At 40.4% G+C, this 24,543-nt stretch carries 11 protein-coding genes; 7 read left to right on the forward strand and 4 right to left on the reverse strand.

The features are described 5' to 3' along the window. Positions 1 to 2,442: a bifunctional YncE family protein/alkaline phosphatase family protein gene (locus ABD769_RS01105; RefSeq protein WP_344848571.1), complete on the forward strand. Its 2,442-nt coding sequence runs from the start codon at positions 1 to 3 to the stop codon at positions 2,440 to 2,442. Between the two features lie 540 nt (positions 2,443 to 2,982). Here ABD769_RS01105 and msrA read toward each other — a convergent pair. Further along, positions 2,983 to 3,471 carry a peptide-methionine (S)-S-oxide reductase MsrA gene (gene msrA, locus ABD769_RS01110; protein ID WP_344848573.1) on the reverse strand — a complete coding sequence of 163 codons (489 nt, stop codon included), beginning with the start codon at positions 3,469 to 3,471 and terminating at the stop codon, positions 2,983 to 2,985. A gap of 274 nt (positions 3,472 to 3,745) precedes the next feature. Next, positions 3,746 to 4,939: a YdcF family protein gene (locus tag ABD769_RS01115; RefSeq protein ID WP_344848576.1), complete on the reverse strand. Its 1,194-nt coding sequence runs from the start codon at positions 4,937 to 4,939 to the stop codon at positions 3,746 to 3,748. 378 nt (positions 4,940 to 5,317) lie between these two features. Here ABD769_RS01115 and ABD769_RS01120 point away from each other — a divergent pair, with 378 nt between their 5' ends. Next, a complete protein-coding gene (locus ABD769_RS01120; protein ID WP_344848579.1) occupies positions 5,318 to 8,590 on the forward strand; it encodes a SusC/RagA family TonB-linked outer membrane protein in 3,273 nt (1,090 codons plus the stop codon). Positions 8,591 to 8,622: 32 nt separating this feature from the next. Then, positions 8,623 to 10,146 carry a RagB/SusD family nutrient uptake outer membrane protein gene (locus ABD769_RS01125; protein WP_344848582.1) on the forward strand — a complete coding sequence of 508 codons (1,524 nt, stop codon included), beginning with the start codon at positions 8,623 to 8,625 and terminating at the stop codon, positions 10,144 to 10,146. A gap of 173 nt (positions 10,147 to 10,319) precedes the next feature. On the opposite strand, the gene ABD769_RS01130 is transcribed toward ABD769_RS01125, so the two are convergent. Further along, entirely contained in the window at positions 10,320 to 10,979 is a 660-nt protein-coding gene (locus ABD769_RS01130; RefSeq protein ID WP_344848585.1) for a LexA family transcriptional regulator, read from the reverse strand. 87 nt (positions 10,980 to 11,066) lie between these two features. Between ABD769_RS01130 and ABD769_RS01135 the strand changes: the two genes are divergently transcribed. Continuing rightward, positions 11,067 to 12,224, forward strand: coding sequence for a hypothetical protein (locus ABD769_RS01135; protein ID WP_344848588.1), 1,158 nt, complete (start codon positions 11,067 to 11,069; stop codon positions 12,222 to 12,224). 18 nt (positions 12,225 to 12,242) lie between these two features. On the opposite strand, the gene ABD769_RS01140 is transcribed toward ABD769_RS01135, so the two are convergent. Continuing rightward, a complete protein-coding gene (locus ABD769_RS01140; protein WP_344848591.1) occupies positions 12,243 to 16,286 on the reverse strand; it encodes a hybrid sensor histidine kinase/response regulator transcription factor in 4,044 nt (1,347 codons plus the stop codon). Positions 16,287 to 16,630: 344 nt separating this feature from the next. On the opposite strand from ABD769_RS01140, the gene ABD769_RS01145 reads away from it, so the two are divergent. Genes ABD769_RS01145 through ABD769_RS01155 form a run of 3 tightly spaced genes read left to right on the forward strand, consistent with a single transcriptional unit; the run spans position 16,631 to position 24,538 of the window. After that, a complete protein-coding gene (locus tag ABD769_RS01145; RefSeq protein ID WP_344848594.1) occupies positions 16,631 to 19,693 on the forward strand; it encodes a SusC/RagA family TonB-linked outer membrane protein in 3,063 nt (1,020 codons plus the stop codon). Positions 19,694 to 19,704: 11 nt separating this feature from the next. Beyond that, on the forward strand, positions 19,705 to 21,387 hold the full coding sequence (locus tag ABD769_RS01150) for a RagB/SusD family nutrient uptake outer membrane protein (RefSeq protein ID WP_344848597.1): 1,683 nt from the start codon (positions 19,705 to 19,707) through the stop codon (positions 21,385 to 21,387). Positions 21,388 to 21,427: 40 nt separating this feature from the next. Then, positions 21,428 to 24,538 (forward strand): SusC/RagA family TonB-linked outer membrane protein, encoded by a 3,111-nt coding sequence (locus tag ABD769_RS01155; RefSeq protein WP_344848600.1) that lies wholly within the window; start codon positions 21,428 to 21,430, stop codon positions 24,536 to 24,538. Positions 24,539 to 24,543 lie beyond the last annotated feature (5 nt).

Below are 24,543 nucleotides of genomic sequence, written 5' to 3' on the forward strand. Positions count from 1 at the left end.
ATGAAAAATACATACTTTTTAATATTCTTGTGTTTCCTGATTATTCAAAAGGGATTTGCACAATTGCCTGGTAAAAACGAAGCCTCAAAACAGATTTTATTGCCCAACGGATGGAAACTGAGTCCTGCAGGTCATTCCCTGCAATTGGGCGATCTGCCATTAAATATGCAGCTAAGTGCTTCGGGCAAGTACCTGGCCATTACCAATAACGGCCAAAGTACCCAATCGCTGCAATTGGTTGATGCCAAAACAGAAAAGATTATCGATGAAAAAGTTTTGAGCAAATCCTGGTATGGCATCGCTTTTAGTAAAGATGAAAAACACCTTTATGCTTCAGGCGGAAATGACAACTGGATTTTGGATTTCAATATCCAGAATGATAAACTGGGCAAAAGTGATACCATTAAACTGGGTCCGATCTGGCCTAAAGGCAAAATCAGCCCGGCGGGGATAGTGGTAAATAAAAACAACAATAAACTATATACCGTAACCAAAGAAGATAGCAGCTTATATATTATTAATCCTGGTGAGAAAAAGATCCTGAAGAAAATCCAGCTTCCGGCAATTGCTTATAGCTGTGTTTTATCTGCTGATGAAAGCAAACTGTATGCTTCCCTGTGGGGCGGAAAATCTGTTGCGGTTATCAACCTTGCTGCTGAAAAGATTGAAAGGCTCATCCCTGTAGGCGACCATCCAAACGAACTTTTACTTAACAAAAAAGGAAACATTCTCTTTGTGGCTAACGCAAATGACAATACCGTTTCGGTAATCAATACCTTAAATAATAAGGTAATCGAAACCATTGCCACCACGCTTTATGCTACGCAGTTAACCGGTTCTACTACCAATGGGCTGGCGCTGAGTGCCAATGAAAAAACCTTATACATTGCCAATGCAGATAATAATTGTCTGGCCGTTTTTGATGTAAGCAAACCAGGTGTAAGCCAGAGCCAGGGATTTATTCCGGTAGGCTGGTACCCCACAAGTGTTAAGGTTTTAGGATCGAAAATTTTGGTTACCAATGGTAAAGGCAATACTTCGATGGCGAATCCGCAGGGACCACAACCCGTTTCTAAGGTAGATAACAGTGGTTACCAAATGGGCAGCACGGCCAATAGCAGACTGCAATATATAGCAGGATTGTTTAAAGGAACATTATCTTTTATCGATGCCCCAAAGCCCGAGCAATTAAAAATATATACCAAACAGGTTTATGCCAATACACCTTTTAATGATAAACGTACGGTTACTGCGGATGGTGAAGCCGGCAACCCGATTCCACGTAAACAGGGTGAAAAATCACCGATTAAACATGTTTTTTACATCATTAAAGAAAACAGAACTTACGACCAGGTATTAGGTGATGTTGCAAAAGGAAACGGTGACTCTACGCTGACGCTTTTTGGTAGAAAAATTACCCCTAATCAGCATGCTTTTGCTGAAAATTATGTGCTGCTCGATAATTTTTATGTAGATGCAGAAGTAAGTGCCGATGGACACAACTGGAGTATGGCCGCTTATGCCACCGATGTGGTGGAAAAAACCTGGCCAACCAGTTATGGTGCACGCGGTGGCAGTACAACTTTTGAAGGCGGTCGGCCGGTTACCTATCCAAAAGGTGGCTTTATCTGGGATTACTGTCAGCGGGCGGGCGTAAGTTACCGCAGTTATGGCGAATTTGGCGACTACGGCAAAGCAAACATTAAATCGTTACAGGGCCACATGTGTGCAGCTTCTCCGGGTTTTGATATGGACATTAAAGACCAGATTCGTGTAGATGCCTGGCAGCACGATTTCGATTCGTTACTCGTGGCCGGTGTGGTACCTCAGTTTAATACTTTAAGAATTTCAAACGATCATACCAGCGGACAAAAGAAAGGGAAATACTCGCCACAGGCTGCGGTTGCAGATAACGATTTAGCCGTTGGCCGTATTTTGGAACATTTATCGCACAGTAAAATCTGGAAGGAATCGGTTGTGTTTATTCTGGAAGATGATGCACAGAATGGTCCCGACCATGTTGACGCACACCGCTCGCCGGCGTATGTGGTTGGTCCTTACGTAAAAAGGAATACGCCTGTACATACCATGTACTCTACTTCAGGTTTTTTAAGAACCATGGAACTTATTTTGGGATTGCCACCAATGAGCCAGTATGATGCCGCCGCCATGCCCCTGTATGAATGTTTTACCGCTAAGCCCGATTTTACGCCCTATAACGTGTTGCAGCCGCTTATCGATCTGGATACCAGAAATGTAGCAGTGAACGAGAGTAGTAAACGTTCTGAATTGTTCAACTTTGCCAAAGAAGATGCTGCACCCGATTTAGATTTAAATGAAGTGGTTTGGAAATCGGTTAAAGGCGAGCAATCGGTAATGCCGGCACCCAAACGCAGTGCCTTTGTAATTTTGGAGAAAAAGAAAAAAGACGATGATGATTAGTGACTATTCATGATTACGTTTTAAAAGTGATCGTCATTGCTAGGAACGAAGCAATCTTAAATCGCTCGCTATTAGCGATAGTTGTAAGATTGCTTTGTCGGCTGAAAATGCCTCCTCGCAATGACGATTCCTCTCCGGCACGTTGCACTAAAAAACATCTGTCACTAATATTTTTGTAAAATCAATTATCCTTCAGGTAACAAAAAAGGATTTTAGCGGCAATCAGGTTTAAATGGATAATATTTGCTACTATTGAAGGTTGATTAGCATGATGCAACGAGTACGTATTTCAATATAATTTAACCACAGATAAACAGCCTGCCCTGCCGTTCAGGCGGGGATGCACACAGATAAAATTCGTGTGTATCTGTGCTTAAAAACATTAACTTAATAACATTACCCGTAATCCAATGTCATTAATTTAAGCCATTCGGCACGGATAAATATAATTTAACCACAGATAAAAATCCGTGTTTATCTGTGTGCATCTGTGGTTAAAAACATTAACTTAATAACATTGCCCTGTAATAACGATCTTCTTTACAGCTTCCAGTCTGGTCTTTCGAAATGGCAGGTATAACCATAAGGGTTTTTCTGCAAATAATCCTGGTGTTCTTCTTCTGCATTCCAGAAATCTGTTTCAGGTACCACCTCGGTTACAATTTTGCCAGGCCATTTGCCGGATGCATCCAACTCTGCAATTAATGTATTTGCGGTATCTTTCTGTTCATCACTATTGTAAAAAATGGCAGAGCGGTAAGAGGTACCTACATCATTTCCCTGTCTGTTGCGTGTGCTTGGATCGTGGATCTGAAAAAAGTATTCTAATAATTTACGGTAGGTTAAAACAGTGGGATCAAAGGTAACTTCAATGGCTTCGGCATGTGTACCATGATTCCGGTAGGTGGCATTGGGCACATCGCCACCGGTATAACCTACAACGGTAGAAATTACACCCGGGTAATGACGGAGCAGTTCTTCTACTCCCCAAAAGCAGCCGCCTGCAAGTATGGCTTTTTCAGTATTCATATATCTTCCTTTTTTTTGATTAATAAAGATACGATGAAGATGTGTAAAGGGAAAGTAAAGAAGGATGCCGTTTAGTTGTATAGGTAAAACAAAACGGATATTTGGCGCGCAAGTTTTGTACCAATACAAAGCTTCTTCCCGACCTCCACATTTAAGCTTTCCCGAAAATTCAGGATGCCTTGTTGCTGTATGATGCATAAACCCTTGTCAATAAAACCCGACAGCAGCGGTTGCTGCTACATATCGCGTAGCACCAAACCCACATCGACAACCTTTAAGGATCTAATGGCTCGTCAAAATCGATTTGTAAAGATGTGGTATTCAGGTAAAATTCAGATTCGGTTTCGCTTAAACGTTTTCCGTTTTTGTATGGATAGTAGCCCAGTTCTTTTTTACAACGTTCCAGCAGGATATCGGTAATGTAATAACTCTGCGATTTTACGGTGCAAACCATTCCCGGTTTGTCAATTGGCATCCCATACCTGAACATCAGCCTTGCACAATTCCGCAGGTTGGTGGTGGTATGGCGGGCGTGCGGCTCCATAATAATAGCGCTTTCGGGTATCTGAAGTGTTTCCATTAAAAATTTCTTCATTTCATAAGCTTCGCTGAATTTGGTTTTATAGGGATGCACCCTTCCGCCCGAAACAACGATGAATGGTGCCATGCCTTTCTGGTATTGCAGGGCAGCTAAGCGACAGCGGATCATGCCTCCGGCACTTAGTGCAACCTCTTTTTCCTCTGGTCCTGCACCAGGCACTAAAATCAAACTATATGGATATTTTTTCCAATCCGTTTTTTTGATCTGGTTAAAGGCCGCAAGGTTTACGCCTTTTAGCATGGGTTCATAATCAGCTGCATCGTTTCTTTCGTTTAGTTCGAAGGCCGTTAAAGCAAATTGCATGGCAGGTTCAAAAAACAGGTTGTCTTTATTTTGCAGGGTTAAACCGGCACTGGCTGCAGTAAGTTCTGCGTATTCCTTATCTTTTGAACTGAAACTAATGGAATCGATTTTGGGATAATTGGGCTTATTCCCCTCAATATATACCCCAATAGCGTAATTGATGGCCTTAGCATCCTGTTCCCAGGCTTTGATTAAAAGATCTTTGTGAGTTTCTTTACTGTACATGGCATAACACCCTGAAGGAATTAAATGATTCATCACCAATTTCCCCAGTGCATTATTATCAGAGTAAATAGCCGCCAGTCGGTTGCTAATATCTGCGATTTCTGCTGTAGAAAATTTTAAAGCTTTGGCATAACAAGAGATTTCAGCCCTGCAGTTTTTCAGGGATTCGTTTACCTGTGCTGTTTTCGATTTCAGCGCACTTTGTAATGCCGTATCAGCTGCAAGCATTTTACGCAGTTCGGGCAGTTGCTGAAATAAAGTAAGCAGGTAATAATTTTTGTATTGTACCTCGTTTCTGGTTTTGATTAGCGGATAAGATTGAACAGGTAAATTTTGCACGGATATGCTTTTACAAAACAGACAAAGCAAAAGGCAATAATAAAAGGATTTCATTTAAAAAATTTTGATTGCAAATTTAAAGATAAGGCGTTAACCAAACATTAACAAGGTGTTACATTTTAGACGTTATTAAATCGATTTAGCGTGTAATTAAAGGTGGTTAATGTTAATTTAAAATACCGGTCAAAATCGGTACACAGAGTTAACATTAGGGATACATAGTGTTAAAAATACACTTATACTTTTGTCGCCGTAGAACGCTCCATAAATTAACCTGTTAATCTTAAAAAGGATAAGCCTATGTAAATGTGAAATCTACAATCTGCTTAAAAAACAAAACCCCAATTATATTTCAAAACCATTACTAAGAACAAAAAGATGACATCATTTTTTTTAACCGCGGGTATAAAAAATACCTGTAGGAAACTGCTATTGCCTTTAGGATTACTCGCCATCTGTAATTCAGAAGCAATCGCAATAAATCACGGTGTAACTGCACCGGGATTGCACCTTAAAGCATTTGCATCTGTAAGTGGAACGGTTACCGACCAGAATAACCTGCCTTTACCCGGTGTAAGTGTATTTGACAAAAAAACCAAAAAAACAACAGTTACCGATATCAATGGTAAATATTCAATCAATGTTGATGAAGGCGCTGTACTGGTATTCTCATACATTGGTTACGATAACCAGGAAGTGGTGGTTAACGGCCGCCAGAATATCAATATCATTTTAAAAGAAAGCAGCAATACATTAAATGAAGTAGTGGCCATTGGTTACCAGAAAATCAGGAAATCGGATGTAACGGGTGCCATCAGCAGCGTTAAGGCGAGTGAAATGAATTTAAGCTCGCCAACGGTTGGCCAGGCTTTGGTTGGTAAGGTTGCGGGTGTACAGGTATCGCAAACTACAGGCGCACCGTATGCCAGTACAAAAATCCGTGTTAGGGGTGTAGGCTCTATTAATGCCAGTTCCGACCCGCTATATGTAATTGATGGCTATCCTTCCGGAAACAACGTTTTTATCAATCCTGAGGACATAGAAACCATCGACATTTTAAAAGATGCGGCATCAGCGGCCATTTACGGATCTAGGGCATCGGGTGGTGTGGTGATGATTACCACTAAAAAAGGTAAAGACGGAAAGGGACGTTTCGAATACGATGTTCAGGCGGGTATGACACAACTGGCCAAAAAAGTAAAATTATTAGATGCAGGGCAGTTTATCCAGCTGATGATAGACGGACGTAATAATGCTTATAAAGATTTAGTGGTTAACGGAGGTAAAATTACCTGGAACGATTCGATGTTTTCGGATAATAATGCTACCCGTACAAAAAATGTAGGTAATGGTTCATCGGTAAGTATTCCCACAGATATCTACAATTTTGCCACACAAACGGCTATTGCTCCTGCAAATAACACTGATTGGCAGGATGTATTATATAGAAATGCATTTTTTCAGCGCCACAACCTTTCATTCTCTGGTGGAAATAAAGACATTAAATACTTTGTAAGTGGCGGTTACCAGGATCAGGACGGTATTGTAACCAATACAGCCATGAGATCTTTAAACTTCCGTACAAATATTGAAGGACAGGTAAGTAAGCGCTTAAAAGTGGGTGCAAATATTGCTTTAACGCAAACCAATAATAAAGAAGTTGGCGAAGGCCGTTTCAGTCCGATGATGTCGGCACTGCTTTATCTGCCTTATCTTCCTGCATACGATGCCAATGGCAATCCGGCTAAATACGGCATGTCTGCACTGGCCAACGAGTTTGGTTACCAGGGACTGGAAAATCCGCTGGCTACTGTAAATGAAATGAAAATTAACCGCCTGGGCAACCGCAATAATTACAATACGTACGCTACCTATGATATTTTGGACGGTTTAACATTTAAGGCCAATTTAGGTGCACAAAACTATAGCGAAAAGTACGATTATTACCGTCCGGGTAGCTTAAGCAATGGTGGTGGTAACGCACCATATTCGGTTTCATCACTGGCTGCGGCAAATGCAGTGGCACAGAACTATACCACAGTTGATAAGCTTGCCGAGTTTACCTTAAATTATAATAAAAAGATTGGCAAACACAGTCTGGATGTATTGGGCGGATATTCTGCGCAGCAAACCAATACCGATCTGGTAAGGGTAACAGCAACCGGATTTACCAGCGACAGGATTGGAGAAATATCTGATAAAGGCGCATTAAATACCGATTTTGTATTAAACTCGGCAGTTAAAACTGTTACTACGCTGCTTTCTTATTTTGGTCGTTTAAGCTACAATTTCGATAGCAAATATTTCCTGACGGGATCTTTCCGTACCGACGGATCATCAAGGTTTGGTCCTAAAAACAAATGGGGCGTTTTCCCTTCAGTTGCTGCGGGCTGGAATTTATCGCAGGAAGACTGGTATAACGAGTTTTTAGGAAAAGGTTCTGCTGTTAAATTAAGGGCAAGCTGGGGATTAAGCGGAAACAACAACATTGGCGATTATAACCATACGCAAACCATGAGTACACCTGGTGGAACTATTTTTGGTCCGGGTAACTCTATCTCCACTGCAGTTTGGGCTGGTAACATCAAAGACCAGAGCCTGGGATGGGAATCTACCTCACAATATAACCTTGGTACCGATTTAAGTTTCTTTAACGGGCGTTTATCGGTAATTGCCAATTATTATTACAGTTTATCGTATAATTTATTGTTTAATCAGCCAATTTCGGCCATTTCGGGTACTTCTACTATTTTAACCAATTTAAAAAATAGTAAAGTAAGAAATACAGGTTTCGATTTACAACTGGATGGCCGCATCATCAACACCGATGATTTTACTTTGGGTTTAAGCGGTAATATTGCCTTAAACAAAAATAAAGTACTCGATCTGGGTGGTAACAGCACCATTTACAGTTTTGGTGCAGAAAGACAGTACATTACACACGTTACCCAGGAAGGACAGCCTATCGGTATGTTTTACGGATTTAAAGTTTTGGGCAGGGTAACACCAGAACTGGTGGGTAAAGTAGCGCCATCGGCTGCACAATCGAACAGTCAGAAAGTGGGCGACCTTTATTTCGAAGACACCAATGGTGACGGAATTGTAAACGATGCAGATAAAAAAATCATCGGAAGCCCGTATCCTGATTTTACCTATGGTTTTGCCGTAAATGCAAGTTATAAGGCTTTTGATATCAGGGCTTCTTTTAACGGATCGTATGGAAATCAGGTATTAGACGGGCAAGATTATTACCTGTACAATTTTGAAGGATCGGGCAATCAGTACGTAGAAGTGGCCGATCGATACAGGAACGAGGCTAACCCGGGTAGTGGCTTAAACTACCGTGCATCACGCGCAGGTACACAAAGCAACAGTACACGTTTATCTTCATTCTACCTTCAGGATGGTTCTTATTTAAGGTGTACCAATATCACTTTGGGCTATAACTTCCCTAAAACCTTAGCTAAGCACCTGCATGTAGAAAATATCAGGGTTTTTGGTAGCGTAGATAATGCCTTTACAATTACCGATTACAAAGGATATAACCCGGAGGTTGATTACAACGGTGGTGCAAACTTAACCCCTGGCGTTGATTATGGCAATTATCCATTGGCCAGAGCTTACAATTTAGGTGTTAAATTAACTTTTTAATCCACCTTAAACCATCATTAAAATATATCAAAATGAGAAAAAATATATTCATAGTTTTTTTAGGTCTGATTTCACTATCGGCCTGTAAAAAAGATTTTCTTGACCAAAAAAGTCCTAATGCAGTAACTGTTGACCAGTTTTTTGCTTCACCCAACGATGTACAGCTTGCCGTTAACGGTATTTATCAATCATTAAGGAGTGGAAGTAATATTGGCGAGGGAAGCGGCCTGTACACCGATCAGCGTTCGGATGATACAGGTACCAACGATAACCAGTCGAATGCGGGCGAACCTTTCCAGTTTGGCAATTTTAGCATTCTGCCAAGTAACAGTTATTTAAAAGGCCATTGGGGAAGTTTGTACCAAACCATCAGCAGATGTAACGTAGTTACTTCGAATATTGATAAAGTAAGTTTCCCAAGCCAGGATACAAAAGGACAGTATCTGGCCGAAGCCAAATTTATCAGGGCCCTGATGTATTTTCATTTGGTTAGAAAGTGGGGAGATGTACCTCTGGTAACCAAACAATTAACCAGTAGCGAAGAAGTATTGGCCAATACCTCGCGCCAGCCACAGGCAACGGTTTATGCCCAGATTGTTGCCGATTTAAAAGATGCCTTAACCAGCACACTTCCTAACCTGCAAACAGGGGCGGGTTTGGGCCGGGTATCAAAAGCTGCTATAAACGGATTATTAGGACAGGTTTATTTAACCATGGCCACTACTTTCGAAAACGGTAAGGCAGATAACCTTACCAATGCCAGCACCTATTTATTGGCGGCTTACAACATGAAAAGTTTTGGTACCTTAGCCAGCATACCTTATGCAGATGTGTTTGATGTAACAAAGAAAAACAGTAATCCGGAGGTTATATTTGAAATTGTAAACTATCAGGGCAATATAAATTATGCATCGAGTATTGCGGCAGATAACCAGCCTTTTGGTGAAACCATTAACTCAAGAAAAGCGCCTACAGGTGTTGGAGGCAATGTAACACCCGACCTGGTACTGGATTATGAAACCGGCGACCCAAGAAAAGATTTCTCAATTAAATATGCAGCTGATACCAGGGTGTTAGACTGGTATGTAAGCAAATACCGCGATGCAAGTGATGCCGCCGGAGTGAACGGTTATGGTGGAAATAACTGCCCGCTGATGCGTTATGCCGATATTATTTTAATGCTTGCTGAAGTAAACATGCTGCAGGGTAATGATGGTGTAGCTATTCAGTATTTAGATATGGTAAGGGCAAGGGCTGGTGTGCCTTTATATGCTGTTGCACGTACAGATGCCAATTACAATACAAAATATCCTACGCTTAAACTGGCTATTTTGCACGAGCGGAGGGTAGAACTTGCCTTTGAACACCAAAGATGGTTTGATTTGTTGCGCTTTTTCACTACTGATGAACTTGTAGCCTATTTCCGTACCAAATCTCAATCTAATTTTGGTAACGCAAAGTTGAGCAACTTTACCACTAAAGACAGGTATTTTCCTATTCCTTTTGATGAAGTTAAACTCGATCCGGTTAAAATGTACCAGAATCCGGGGTATTAATCTTAAATCAAAGAAGCCAGGTTTTTAAAACCTGGCTTCTTTTGCTAATACCAATTTGCAGTTTGCAGTTTACAGTTGGCAGTTTGCAATTGCCGGTTTGCTGTTAACAATTAACCAATTTCAACATTTAACCAGTTAACCAATTTAACCAGTTAATCAACTGCCCCATCCCTCTAAATAATATTCCTCGTGATTTTTCCCTTAATAATATAAAGCGATTGAATGTTCTTTTTATCGATTACCGTATCACCAGTAAAATCGGGGTTTGATGAACGGAGGATCAGTTTTGCATTATCGGGGTGCTGAAAAATCAGTTTTATGGTGCGCAAACTATTGCTTTCCTCATCCGTCATTACCACATAAGCTTCTCCCCATTGTAGTATTTCCAGATTAATAATTTCTTTAACCGCAATAATTTCACCGGCAGCATATTTTGGGTACATGCTATCGCCATATACAGGCAAATAAGCAGTACAATCATTAAAAGGAAGATAATTTACAAGGTATTCTGCCCTTTCTTCCTGTACAATCAGATCTTTTGCATCCGATAAACTCATGTCGAAATACGGAACCCCCTCTTTGCTTTCACTAACGCCTGGCTTCTTTTTAAAAAAGGGTTCACCTGTTCCGGTTTCAAACCAGGTTAAATTTACATCGAATTTAAGTTCCAGTTTATCTTTAATGGCATTTGATACTTTTAAACCGCCTCTTTCGCGAAGAACATCCGATAAGGAGCCTTGTTTAATATTCAGCGCTATCGCAAAATCTTTCTGTGTCCTGAATTTTAGCAAATCCATTAATATTTTTAATCGCTGGTTTTCAGTTTGTTGCATAATTATTTTAAGATTTTCTTATTTTTTATAAGTAATTACTTATTTATTTTGCTAAATTCGTTAGCTAATATAATAAAAATACAAGGTATGGAAGGAGTATATCATTTTAAAAAAGAAACCGTTAGTTTTATTAATGCCATCGAAAGCTTTTTTGCTATGGGGAGTATTAACAGCAGTTTACAGTTTTTAAAAAACTGGTTAAATCCGCCACAGAACGAATATGATTATTCGCCACAGAAGCATCCGGCACAGCTATTACGTTTTTACGAAAAACTACTCCCGCTTTTCGATTATTCTGACCTGATTTTTAACCACAGGGAAGCAGATACTGATTTTGTAAAAGCCATTACGGCCGATGAAAGCAGTTTGGAACGGGAATCGGTTCTGCTTGATTATAGTCCGAAATTGTTAAGCAAAGGGGAAATGCAAAATCCTAAATTAATTTTTCTGGAAATGTACCTGTTCTTTCAATCCCATAGCTATAAAATTGCCTATAAAGAATGGCTGCTGGCCGGGTTGGAAAATACACTCGATCAGGAGTGGGATGCCCATATTTACGAAGTGTATGGCAATACCAGGAAAATGCTGGAAGCCTGCTGGTTAATCCATGAAAGGATTGTTACTAAAAATAGCTTTAAAAGTATCGACAGGTATTATCATTTAGCGGTGTTTGAAAGTACATCACCTCTGGCTTTTGATCATAATCTTTTCCAAAATCCATTTGCCGTAATTGAGCATTTTTTTACGTTAGATAGTCTTGCCGGGCACAAAACTTACCTTAAAAACTGGTATAAAATAGCCCTGGCAAAAGAAAGCTATGTGAATAACAGTTCGAATTACTTTTTCTTTTATAACCAGTTTACGCAATTGCTTAATGCCGGTTACATTATTGCCGCTAAAAAACTGGTATATAAACAATATGTTGTAGAAGAGGCAGATTATGCAGCTATTGAGGCATATCAAACCCAATTGTGTGAGGTAAATACCCTGCCACCTCATCATGTTAAAAATCCTTATTTGTTTATAGAAACTTTTTTTGTGCCCGAAAAAATTAAACAATTGCGTTTGGGTCTTTTAGAGTGGCTTTATGCAGCCTTTAGCAATAAAAGCAGCATCAAATTAATGGAAAAAGAATACCTTTTTGAACAATACGAAAATATGCAGATGATTATAGAAGCATTTTTTCTGGTAATTAATGATCCACAGCTGGGGGAAGAAGAAGATTGGGTTGTTTATTTGGAATAGCTTACACAAAATTCATTATCAGCTATCACCCATAAACTCACTTGGTGTTTTACCAAAGTGCTTTTTAAACTCCGAGCTAAAGTATTTTCTATCGCTAAAACCTACAGCATAAGCAATTTCGGCAATATTACCTGAACCCTGTTTAAGCAGCTGTGCCGCCCTTTTTATCCTGAGCGATTTAATAAAATCGTTTACAGAAAGATCAGTCAATGCCCTGATTTTTTTATACAACACAGGCTGACTCATGCCAATTGCCGAAGCCAGGGCAGGTACATCAAAATCTGGATCAGCGATACGGTCTTCAATTACCTGTATAATTTTATTCAGGAAATTTTGCTCGGTGGTGTTAATTACCAGGTTTTTAGGTTCTAATGTAATTACCTGCGCAAATTTTTGTTTAAGGGTTTCGCGGGCGGTTAAAAGGTTCTGGATATTAAGTTCCAGGATTTTTAGATTAAAAGGTTTCATGATGTAGGCATCGGCGCCATTTTCAAAACCGTTAATCTGATGTACATAAGCCGATCGGGCGGTTAATAATACAACCGGGATATGACTCGTACTTTCATCTGTTTTCAATTTGCGGCATAACTCAAGGCCATCCATTACCGGCATCATCACATCACTGATAATCAGATCAGGGATGAGTTCCAGTGCACAGGCTAAACCGGTAGCGCCGTTTTCACTTTCATAAATGCTGTATTGATCTTTCAGCGCATTTTTAATAAAAGCCCTTACATCTTCATTATCTTCAACCAATAAAATGCTTTTTCTCTCTTTCTCTGCAACTGGTAGTGCTATAATGTTTTCTTCTTTTAAGTTTTCGGCAGGTGTTGCAGGTGTACTGTAATTGGCTGCATCGTCGTAGTAAACATAATCGGAGATTAAATCAGTACTGTTAAAATGCGCTTTTCCGGTTTTTAAACTTACCGTAAAGCAGGTGGCACCAAATGTTTTTTCGTTTTGGGGTGTACTGCTAAAAGTGATTTCACCATGGTGCAGTTCTACAATACTTTTCGATAGGGATAACCCTAAACCTGTACCTATGGTTGAGTTTGCATTGGCCTGGTAAAAATTGGTAAACAGGCTGGCCTGGTTTTCAAGAGGGATCCCTTTTCCATTATCGCAGATCAGGATGTTAATGTTTTGATTTTCCTGGTAGATTTTTAAACTTATTTTTCCGTGAGTAGGGGTAAACTTAAATGCATTTGATAATAAGTTAAACAATACTTTTTCCATTTGTACCTTATCGAAATAAAGCTCAAATTCGGGTGGCGTGGTTTCGAAAACATAATCAATATTTTTGGAGATCGCCATGTTCTGAAAGGCGAGAAATATTTCCCTGCAGAATTTAACAATATCCCCCGGACTTACATGTAAAGTCATTTTTCCACTTTCTGCTTTTCTAAAATCAAGCAGTTCGGTAACAAGGTTCATTAAACGATCGGCATTGTTTTTAATGGGCTGCAGGTCTCTGTTCAGGGCGGGATCGTCTTTTGCATTTTCAATCAGTTTATCCAGCGGACCAACAATCAGCGTTAAAGGCGTACGGATTTCGTGCGAAATATTGGTGAAAAACTCAAGTTTATGTTCGTTAACTTCTTTTTCGGTTTTGAGCACGGCCCTGATCAGTAAATAGCGTACAAATACGATTGATATGCCAGCAAAAACACCGAAATAGATGAGATATGCCCACCAGGTTCTGTAAAACGGTGGTAATACCTTAATCTGTATCGTACTGGTGGTATTAGTCCAAAGCCCGTCATTATTGGTGCCTTTAACCATCAGGGTATAATTTCCGGGAGAAAGATTGGTATAACTGGCAGAAGGAATGTCTACATAGTTCCAGTTTTTTTCAAAGCCATCAAGCTTGTAGGCATAATGATTTTTATCTGCTTTTATAAAGTTTAACAACGTGAAATCGATAGCAAATACATTTTGATCGGATGAAAATGTGATTGATTTGAGGGTGCTGATGTTCTGTTTAAGCGGTCCACCCTGATCGCTTAAATTTACAGTCTTATTAAACAGCTTTAACCCGGTAAATATAACGGGAGGGGTGTTTTTATTTTCTTTAATTTCGTTTGGGTAAAAGCTCACCATTCCACTTAATCCTCCAAAGAAAAAAGCTCCCTTGCTGTCTTTCAGGAACGATTTATAATTAAATTCATTACCCGGCAAACCGTCTTTGGTATTGTAGGTTTTAAAGGTTTTCTGTTTCGGGTTATACTTGCACAAACCTTTGTCGGTTGTAATCCACAGGTTCCGGAAATCGTCTTCTAAAATTCCCATAATGTTGTTGCTGGGTAAGCCATCTGCAGCAGTAATCCTGATATAGCGGTGATGTGCTGCATCAAGTTTAAAGAGTCCATTACGCAGCGTCCCGATGAGTAAATACCCATCTTTATCTTCCGTTAAACAGCTCACCTCATTGTATTTTAAAATTTCCGGCGCTGCGGCCACGCGACCAATAAACCTGGACGAATCTTTTTTTAGCTGGTAAAGTCCGGAATTGGTGGCCACCCAGAGGCTTCTTTTAGTATCCTCGAATATATTAAGTACAGCATCAGAAAGCCCGTTTAAGCGGTTGCGGATAAATTTTCCGGTTGTTGCATTAAAAGTATTAAGGCCACCATTGGTGCCTACCCAAAACCGGCCATAACTGTCTTCAAAAACGGAAGTAATTTCGTCGCTACTTAGTGATGAGGTGTCGTTTTTACTGCTGTTGTACCTTACAAAAGTCTTGGTTTCAGGTTGAAAAAGATTTAATCCTCCATAATGGGTACCCACCCAAATCCTGTTTTTTTTATCTCTTATTACAGCTTTAACCAGGTTTGCACTTAAGCTCTTGGGGTTGTTGGGGTTGTATTTGTAACGGATAAAGGTATTGTTTTTCCTGTCGTAATAATTCAGTCCCTCGCCCTCCGTACCAATCCACAGATTTTGATTCTGATCTTCCATAATCGAACTGATTACGTTGCTGCTTAAACCATTTGCGGCGGTAGTGCTCCGGTAAACTTTAAAAGGCGTATAATTAGGATAAACCATGTTGATGGCGCCGTAATAGGTGCCTATCCAAATGATTCCCTGCCGGTCCTGATAAATATCGTAAACAGAGTTCTGACTTAAACTGGAAGGGTTTTCAGGTTCATTTTGTAAAGTGCTGAAGCTTTTGGTAGCAGGATCGTAAATATTAATGCCGTGTAAACTTCCGATCCATAGTTTTCCTTCCCGGTCGAGTATAATTTTCCGGATGTTATTGCTGCTTATTCCCTTTGGATTTAGGCTTGAGTATCTGTAATTGGTAATGTTCCTGGTACTCAGGTTTAGTTTACTTATACCAGTTTGTTTGGTGGCGATCCACAGGTTGTTTTCACGGTCTTCTGCCATGCTGGTAATGTGGTTATCAATCGCACTGTTAAGCGCCTCACTAAATTGCTTAAAATAAGTCAGGTAGCTTTCACCATTTTTAAAAACCATGTGCATTAAGCCGTTAGAAGTACTCAGCCACAACGCACCGGAATGATCTTCGGCAATGGTATAAATTTTCAGAGGCTGCTTTTTCTGATAAAAAAAACGTTTAAATGTATATCTCTCTTTTTGGTTGAGAAGGTTCAGGCCATTGCTGGTACCAATCCAAACACGGTTTTGTTTATCCTGAAAAATGCAGTTTATTGCAGAGGCGCTAATGCTGTTAGAGGCGTTATCGTTATGCTTATAACAGTCAAAATCATCGCCGGCTTCATTGTATTTATTAAGGCCCTGCGATGTGCCAATTAGCAATGTGCCATCTTTTAAAGCTAAAATTGTTGATAGATAGGAGGAAAAGCTGAGGCTTTTTGGGTTGCCGTTTTGGTGGTTATATACTTTAAAAGATTGCGAGTCGTATTTGTTTAAGCCAAAGCGGGTACCAAACCACATAAAACCTTTACCATCCTGGGCAATTGATAATACAGAACTTTGAGAAAGCCCGTTTTCTACATTGAGGTGTTTAAAAGTGTATTTGTTCTGGGCATGACATAAAGTGATAAAAAAAACTAATGTACATGTAAACAGGGATTTCATGTTGGTGTAAAATGAAGGATGGCTAGCTTTTATCAATTAAAAGTACAAAATGTTTCCATTATAAAAAGAAGATGCCTTTAGCGCTGGCAATTTTAACAATTATCTGCCTGTTTATTCCCTTTTTAATGTTGTTTTATGCCTTTATTTAGAATTTTCACCCCATTTACTTAGGATTTTACCCCCTCTGTTTTTTCTCTTCTAAATAGATTTGGCCTTATGCATTTACAACTAAAATGCAAACAATAACCAAATATATAATAACCAAAAACTGATTCACCTATAATAAAATGAGCTATCATTTTTTTAGGCAGGTAACGAGCAACGTACCAACAAACTATAACTATATGAGGAAAACTTACTTTAAGCAATTGATGCTTTTTTCGTTAACCGTATATGCGGTGTGCCCAAATCTGGCCAATGCAAATGCAATACGAGTCAAAAGCCATGTAACAGGTAAAACCGGATTTACTAAAAACCATCGGTTGGAAGTAACAGGAACTGTAACCGATAACTTCGGAAACCCCTTATTTGGTGTAAAGGTTTCAATTAAAGAAACCGGTACCAACACTTCTACCGATAAAAACGGGAAGTATAAAATTAGTGCAGTTGAAGGCGATGTGCTAATCTTTACGCTTAATGGTTATCTGATACAAGAAGTTGAGGTTAAACAGGCGCTGTTAAATGTGAGTTTAGTCGAAAACCAAAAAAGACAGGTTGCTGTGCCTATCCTTTACGGAGAGCAATCTACCGTAACCAAACTCCAATCAACTGCTACGGTTTACAACAACGATTTAATAAAAGTGCCTGTAGCGGGTATAAACAATGCCTTATCGGGCAGGCTTGCGGGCTTATATACCTTACAGAGTAATGGCAGGCCAGGTGCCGATGGTACAAGTATAACTGTAAGGGGCAATGTGCCACTGGTTTTGGTAAATGGTATACCGAGAGATTATTCCTCTATCGATCCCGAAGAAATAGAATCAGTAACCATTTTAAAAGATGGTTTATCTGCTGTAATGCTTGGACAGCAATCTTCTAACGGTGTTGTAATGATTACCACGCGGAAAGGTGAGGTAGGAAAACAGCGCATTTCGTTAACCGCACAGGCGGGATTGCAATCGGCAGTGAAATTGCCAAAGCCTCTGGATGCTTTTAATTATGCTACTTTATATAATGAGGCCCTGGCTAATGATGGCAAGGCACCACGCTACACGGCCGCCGATCTAAACGCATGGGCCACCGGGTCAGATCCTGTATTTCATCCTGATGTAGACTGGTACAGCACCATCCTGAAACCAAATACACTTTTCAGCAGGTATAACTTAAATACTTATGGAGGGGGTAACTCCACCCGCTATTTTCTTGATGTAGATTACCTTAACCAGAGCGGTATTCTTAAACAAGATGATAATAAAAACCCTTACAGTACCAATACCGATTATAAAAGGTACCTCGTGCGCACCAATATCGATATTGATATTACACCAACTACTTTATTAAACCTCAATTTGTTCGGTCGTATCCAAAATGGAAACCAACCGGGTGGTGCAGGTGCCAACAGTGCAATTTTTACTACAGGTACAACTTTATCTAATTTTGGTAGTAATAATATCTTTTCGCAACTGGCTGCTACGCCAAACAATGCCTATCCTGTTTTTAATCCTAATGGTTCGTTAGCTGGCAGCTCCGATTATCAAACCAATTTATGGGCTGCAACAACGCAATCTGGTTATTTTTACAACAGCACACGCGATGTTTCTGCTGATATCTCTTTACGTAAAACACTCGATAACCTGACTAAAGGTTTATGGGTAAAAGCATTGGCAAGTTTTAATACCAGTGTGTCGGAAAATATTATCCGCACCAAACAATATGCGGTTTTTAAACTCGCCGGCACCAACCCAGATGTGTACCAGAAATTTGGTGTAGACGGGCAGCAGGTTAATCTTTCTACCAATACCGGGCAGAGCCGAAATTTATTTGTAGATTTTTCTACAGGCCTGGATAAAACCTATGGCAATCACAGCATTAGTGCATTACTGAAATTTAATTCGCAAAGTGCACAAACAGCCAATCAGGTTCCGATGATCTACAATAATTTATCGGGAAGGGTAAATTATAATTTTAAAGAAAAATACCTTGCAGAGGCAGCTTTAAGTTATAGTGGTTTAAACCGATATGAAAAAGGCAATCGCTATGGTTTCTTTTACGGTTTCGGTTTAGGCTGGAACATTGCTAAAGAAGATTTTTTAAAAGATACAAAATGGTTAAGTGCACTTAAAGTGCGGGCTAACTATGCTTATACAGGCAATGCAAATCCTGGTTATTTCGCCTACAATCAGTATTATATAACGGGTGGTACTTACAATTATGGTACTACACCAACAGCAATTGCCGGTACAACTGAAGGTACATTGGCCAACCCTAACATTACCTGGGAAAAAGCCAACCAATATAACTTTGGTATAGATGCAAGCCTGTTTAATAACAAATTATCTGTTGCGGCTGATTATTTCAATAATGAAAACTTCGATCTGGTACAAACCAGGGGAAGAAATTCGGCACTTTTAGGCATCGCTTACCCTCCGGAAAACATAGGCATTAACCGGTATTCGGGATTGGAATTCGATTTAAGGTACAGCAACAACATCGGCAACTTTAACTATTACATTGCGCCAAATGTTTTTTCGCTGCAAAAAATTATTCAATACCAGGATGAGATCGACAGACCATACCCATGGATGGTTAGAACAGGACAACGCGAAGACCAGACTTTTGGATATATAGCCGAGGGACTTTTTCAAAACCAGGCTGAGATTAACTCCAGTGCAAAAATTCAGGGTTATACACCTGTTCCCGGCGATATTAAATACAAAGATTTAAACAACGATGGTATTATAAATGAACTTGACATACAGGCGCTTAAAAACAATAATCCAATCTGGTTTTATGGCGTTAATTTAGGCTTCAGCTATAAAGGTTTCGATTTTTCAGCGCTGTTGCAAGGGGTACAAAACCGGTATATCTACGTGTCGGGTTCAACCGAATGGGCCTTTCAGAACAATGGTTTAGGGCAGGCTTATGAACAGAATCTCGGCCGGTGGACACCCGCCACAGCGGCCACTGCAACGCAGCCCCGTTTAACCATAGGTTCAAATCCAAACAACGAGGCTACCTCTTCTTACTGGTTACACAATGGCAGTTATGTACGCTTAAAAAATGTAGAGCTGGGTTATACTTTGCCAAAACTGCTAACCAATAAATTAAAACTGGCATCTATCCGCTTCTTCGTAAACGCTGTAAATGCAGTTACTTTTTCGGCTTATGATAGGGTAGACCCTGAAGTTTACGGAAGTGGTTATCCGCTGCAAAGGGTAGTTAACGCAGGTTTAAATGTTAAATTTTAAGGTCGGGCAATATGAAAATTAAGATAAAAGAAATAGCTGGTGTTTTAGCAATCACCATTGTAGGTTTTTCGGCATGTAAAAAACCATTATACGAAACCGAACCGATCAGTCAGGATATTACCTATGTTTTCGATAAAACAGATTCGTTGGGCGTACAGGCCAAAACCTTTCTGGCCGATATCTACTCTTACCTGCCGAACGGATACAACAGGATCGGCAACGATGTGCTTGATGCAGCCTCTGACGATGCGATCAGCTCATCGCCTGCGAGTACGATAGAATATTTTGTAAACGGCCGCATTTCTGCTGTTAGCCCGGTAGACAATTCGTGGGACAATAATTATAAGACCATCAGAAAGGTTAATATTTTTCTGGCTAATATCGATGTGGTGCCTTTAAACCAGAAAGGATTAAAAGTGTACTGGAAAGCAGAAGCCAGAATACTGAGGGCAATAGCTTATTTCGAGCTGATTAAACGGTTTGGCGGTGTACCTTTAATGGGTGATAGGGTTTTAGGCGTAAATGATGATATTCAGTTACCCAGAAATAGCTATGCAGATTGCCTGAAATATATTGTGGATGAATGCGATGCCCTAAAAACCATTGCAAGGCCAGATAATTCGCTGGCTGCAGATGAGGATTATGGCAGGATGACCCAGGGAGTAGCACTTGCCTTAAAAGCAAGGGTTTTATTGTACGATGCCAGTCCGCTGAATAATCCAAACAACGATTTAACCAAATGGGCTTCAGCCGCACAGGCCGCTAAAGATGTAATGAGCCTGAATATATTTTCGTTAACAGCGGCCTATACTTCTGTTTTTAATACCAGAAAAAATACGGAGGTCATTTTGGCCTATCAGCGTGGAGTAACTTTTGATCTCGAAACCAGGAATGCACCGGTGGGTTATACTGCTACCAATGCATCAGGCTCTGGCTATACCAGTCCAACGCAGGAGCTGGTTGATGCTTTTGATATGGCCAATGGCAGGGCAATCAGCGATCCTGCATCAGGCTATAATGCTGCTGACCCCTATGCCGGAAGAGATCCGAGGTTTTACAGGACTATTTTCTACAACAACTCAAAATGGCTGAATAGAATCGTTCAGACTTATGATGGCGGACTTGATAAACCGGGCAGTGCGGTAAACGTGCAAACCCGTACCGGTTATTATATGCGTAAATTCTTAAACGAAACTTTCGAAACTGCCACTGTTTACAGTAACCAAACGCACAATTTTCCAATTTTCAGGTATGCCGAAATTCTGCTCAATTATGCAGAAGCCATGAACGAAGCAGCAGATAATGCTGTAAACAGGACCGAAGCTTTTAACCAGCTAAAAGCGATAAGGTTAAGGGCAGGCATCGCCATAGGCAGCACAGCAGGTTATCAGTATGGTTTAAAAACCACCATGAGCCAGGCCGAAATGCGGGAAGCCATCAGGCACGAACGCAGGGTAGAGATGGCCTTTGAAGAACAGCGTTTTTGGGATATCCGCCGGTGGAAAATAGCAGAAAACGTATTGAACGGCACTTTACATGGCATGCAGATTATTAAAAATGCAAATGGCACATTCTCCTATACCAGAACCAATGCGCTTAATGTATCGTTCGATGCTTCTAAAATGTATCGTTACCCAATTGCCGCAAGCGAGGTAAACAAAAACAGAAACCTAACACAAAATCCGGGCTGGTAATTGGAGATTTTAAAATTGTTAAATGATAACCATACATGTTATGCAAAAAATATTATATAAATTATTAATCCTTTTAACCCTGTTGCCCGGCATTTCTTTGGCGCAAACGATTATAAGAGGAACCATAGTAGACGATTCAGGCCCGATACCCGGTGCTACCGTTGTAGAAAAAGGATTAACCAATAACGGTACCGTAAGCGATGGCGAGGGCAGGTTTCAGTTCAGTTTAAAAGGAACTTCGAAAGTCCTCATCATTAAATCGATCGGTTACTTAACACAAGAAGTAAATGTAGCCGGAAAAACAGCCGTATTGATCAATTTAAAGCCTGATACTAAAGGTTTAGATGAGGTTTTGGTGGTTGGTTTTGGTAAACAGAAGAAAATTACTAATACAGGTGCTATCAGTTCTATTTCTGCCACAGAGATTAAACAAAACCCCAGTGCAAGCATCCAGAATACGTTGGCAGGCAGGTTACCGGGTTTTACCTCACAACAAAGAAGCGGTCAGCCTGGTGCAGACGGAGCGGCTTTCTTTATCCGCGGGGTAAGTACTTATGCCGGCAGCGCATCACCATTAATTATTGTTGACGATGTGGAATACGATTATAATCAGGTTTCAGACATCGACCCCAATGAGGTAGAAACCGTTACCATTTTAAAAGATGCTTCAACCACAGCGGTTTATGGCATCAAAGGGGCTAACGGGGTTTTGGTAATCACCACTAAAAGGGGCTTAGCTGGTAAGCCACGTATCAACCTGAAATCGGAAGCGGGTTATCAGATGGATGTGAATACACCCGAATTCCTCAATTCATACGAAGCAAAATTATTGAATAATGAAGCCCTCAGGAATTCTGGCGATTTAACCAATAAAGCTTATGCCTCAGATGCCGATCTGGCGGCCTACAGAGATCATACCGATCCCTATGGTCACCCGGATATCGATTGGTGGAAAACCATTTTTAAACCAGGGGCAATGATTACCCGCCAAAACCTCGATTTTCAGGGCGGTACCGAGAGTGTTAAATATTTCGTTTCTGCCGGTTATTTATGGCAAAACGGTAACGTGCGCGATTTTAGCTCGGATAATGGCGTAAACAGTAATTTTTATTACAAACGTTATAATTTTAGGTCTAATTTAGATATTCAGGCAACCAAAACATTAAGCATCCGTTTAGATTTAACAGGCCGTTTTGGCGAAACCAACCAACCATACAACTCCCAGCAGGGTAATGCTTATTATGCAAACGGAAACGGTATCGTTGGCGAAATTTACAGTGGAGGTTATTTACCACCCTGGGCTTTCCCGGTTACCAATCCGAATGGTTCCTATCCATATAACCCCTTGTTAACCAATGCCAATACCAGTATAATTGGTCGTTTGGCAGAGTCGGGTTATTCCAGAACTTTTGATAACGACCTGAATATTGTTTCGAGTGCTAGTCAGAAACTTGATTTTGTCACTCCAGGCTTAACCGCTAAAGTATTATTGTCGTACGCAAGTGCCCAAAGCTATACTGTAAGTGCCAGCAGAACCGCCTTGCCATATTATCTTTATAACTCGGCCACAGGACTATACCTGCCATTAAATGCAACACAATACCGTACCCCGCCTTTTTCGGCAGGTTATAGCAATACCAGTATTTTTCGTACCATAAGTACCCAATCTTCTTTAAACTACGACCGCAATTTTGGTGACCATCATGTATATGCACTGGCATTATACAATGATAACCGGGTGATCAATTCTACCACCACTGCCGATGCCAATCAAGGTCCGGGTGTACCAACGGTAGTTACCGGAACTACCTTAAGAGGAGGATATGATTATAAAAACAAGTATTTAGTAGAGTTTAATGCGGCTTATAATGGCACCGACAGGTTTACAGGAACAAAAACCAGGGGCTGGTTCCCTGCTGCATCCATTGGCTGGAATATTTCTGAAGAGAAATTTTTCTCTGATAATGTCAAGTTTGTCGATTTGTTTAAAATCAGGGCCTCTTATGGTCTGGTAGGATCGGATGATATTGGCGGAGCCAAAAAATACCTCCAGTTGTACACTTCGGCCACAGGCTCGTATAACTTCGGTACAACCAGCACTTCGTATAATGGCATTACCGAGGGCAGTTTAGGCAATTTAGATGTAACCTGGGAGAAAGAGAAAAAACTCGACGTAGGTTTCGACCTGAATATGTTTAAAGGAAAACTTAAAATAACCGCCGATTATTTTAATAACAACCGTTACGATATTTTAACAACCCGGCAAAGCGTTCCATATACTATTGGTGTAGGTTTGCCTCCGGTTAACCTCGGTAAGGTAAACAACAGGGGTTTTGATGGTGAGGTAAGTTATAACGAAAAAATAAACGATTTTTCTGCCGGAGTGAGGTTAACGTTCTCATATGCCAAAAATAAAATCCTTTTTCAGGATGAGGCGCAGCCTGCCTACCCCTGGTTAGCGGCAACAGGCAACCCTATCGGGCAGTATTTCGGATGGCACTTTTTAGGTTTTTACACCGCGGCAGAAATTGCTGATCCAAAAGTGGCTAAACCTACAACTGCCGTAGGGCCTGGCGATATGAAATATCAGGATTTAAATGACGACGGCATTATTGATGATACCGATAAAGGGGTAATTGGTAAGCCAAACCTGCCGAATACCACTTATGGTGCAAACTTTAACTTTGGTTATAAAAACTTTTACCTGAATGTATTTTTCCAGGGTTCTTATGGCTACAGCACCCGTTTTCACTCCGAAACCATTACACCGGGTAACTCAAATTATCAGCCCATCCATTTACAACGTTGGACACCCGAGACTGCAGCTACTGCCATATTTCCCAGATTGGGTGGTAATGCTGTTACCAATTTCCCTAACGCAACAAACAATTTCTCTGATTTCTGGACCAGGAACAATTATTATGTACGCTTAAAAACGGCAGAAATCAGTTACCTGTTTCCTAATTCACTGGCTAAAAAGTTACGCCTTTCCGCAATCAGGGTATATGCCAATGGCAATAACCTGCTCACCTGGACAAACGTAACCGACCTGTACCAGGTTGACCCTGAAAACGGGAACAGTACCACTACCGTAATTAGTGTGTACCCAACACAACGCATTTATAATCTTGGTTTAAATGTTACATTTTAATTAAA

Origin of the sequence: Pedobacter jeongneungensis (assembly GCF_039538295.1) — a bacterium.
Taxonomy (GTDB): domain Bacteria; phylum Bacteroidota; class Bacteroidia; order Sphingobacteriales; family Sphingobacteriaceae; genus Pedobacter; species Pedobacter jeongneungensis.

Bases quoted from the DNA above. Each gene is read 5' to 3' on its own strand.
- ABD769_RS01130 (WP_344848585.1), bottom strand. From the start codon at position 10,979: ATGCAACAAACTGAAAACCAGCGATTAAAAATATTAATGGATTTGCTA.
- ABD769_RS01120 (WP_344848579.1), top strand. From the start codon at position 5,318: ATGACATCATTTTTTTTAACCGCGGGTATAAAAAATACCTGTAGGAAA.
- msrA (WP_344848573.1), bottom strand. From the start codon at position 3,471: ATGAATACTGAAAAAGCCATACTTGCAGGCGGCTGCTTTTGGGGAGTA.
- ABD769_RS01155 (WP_344848600.1), top strand. From the start codon at position 21,428: ATGCAAAAAATATTATATAAATTATTAATCCTTTTAACCCTGTTGCCC.
- ABD769_RS01125 (WP_344848582.1), top strand. From the start codon at position 8,623: ATGAGAAAAAATATATTCATAGTTTTTTTAGGTCTGATTTCACTATCG.
- ABD769_RS01105 (WP_344848571.1), top strand. From the start codon at position 1: ATGAAAAATACATACTTTTTAATATTCTTGTGTTTCCTGATTATTCAA.
- ABD769_RS01150 (WP_344848597.1), top strand. From the start codon at position 19,705: ATGAAAATTAAGATAAAAGAAATAGCTGGTGTTTTAGCAATCACCATT.
- ABD769_RS01140 (WP_344848591.1), bottom strand. From the start codon at position 16,286: ATGAAATCCCTGTTTACATGTACATTAGTTTTTTTTATCACTTTATGT.
- ABD769_RS01145 (WP_344848594.1), top strand. From the start codon at position 16,631: ATGAGGAAAACTTACTTTAAGCAATTGATGCTTTTTTCGTTAACCGTA.
- ABD769_RS01135 (WP_344848588.1), top strand. From the start codon at position 11,067: ATGGAAGGAGTATATCATTTTAAAAAAGAAACCGTTAGTTTTATTAAT.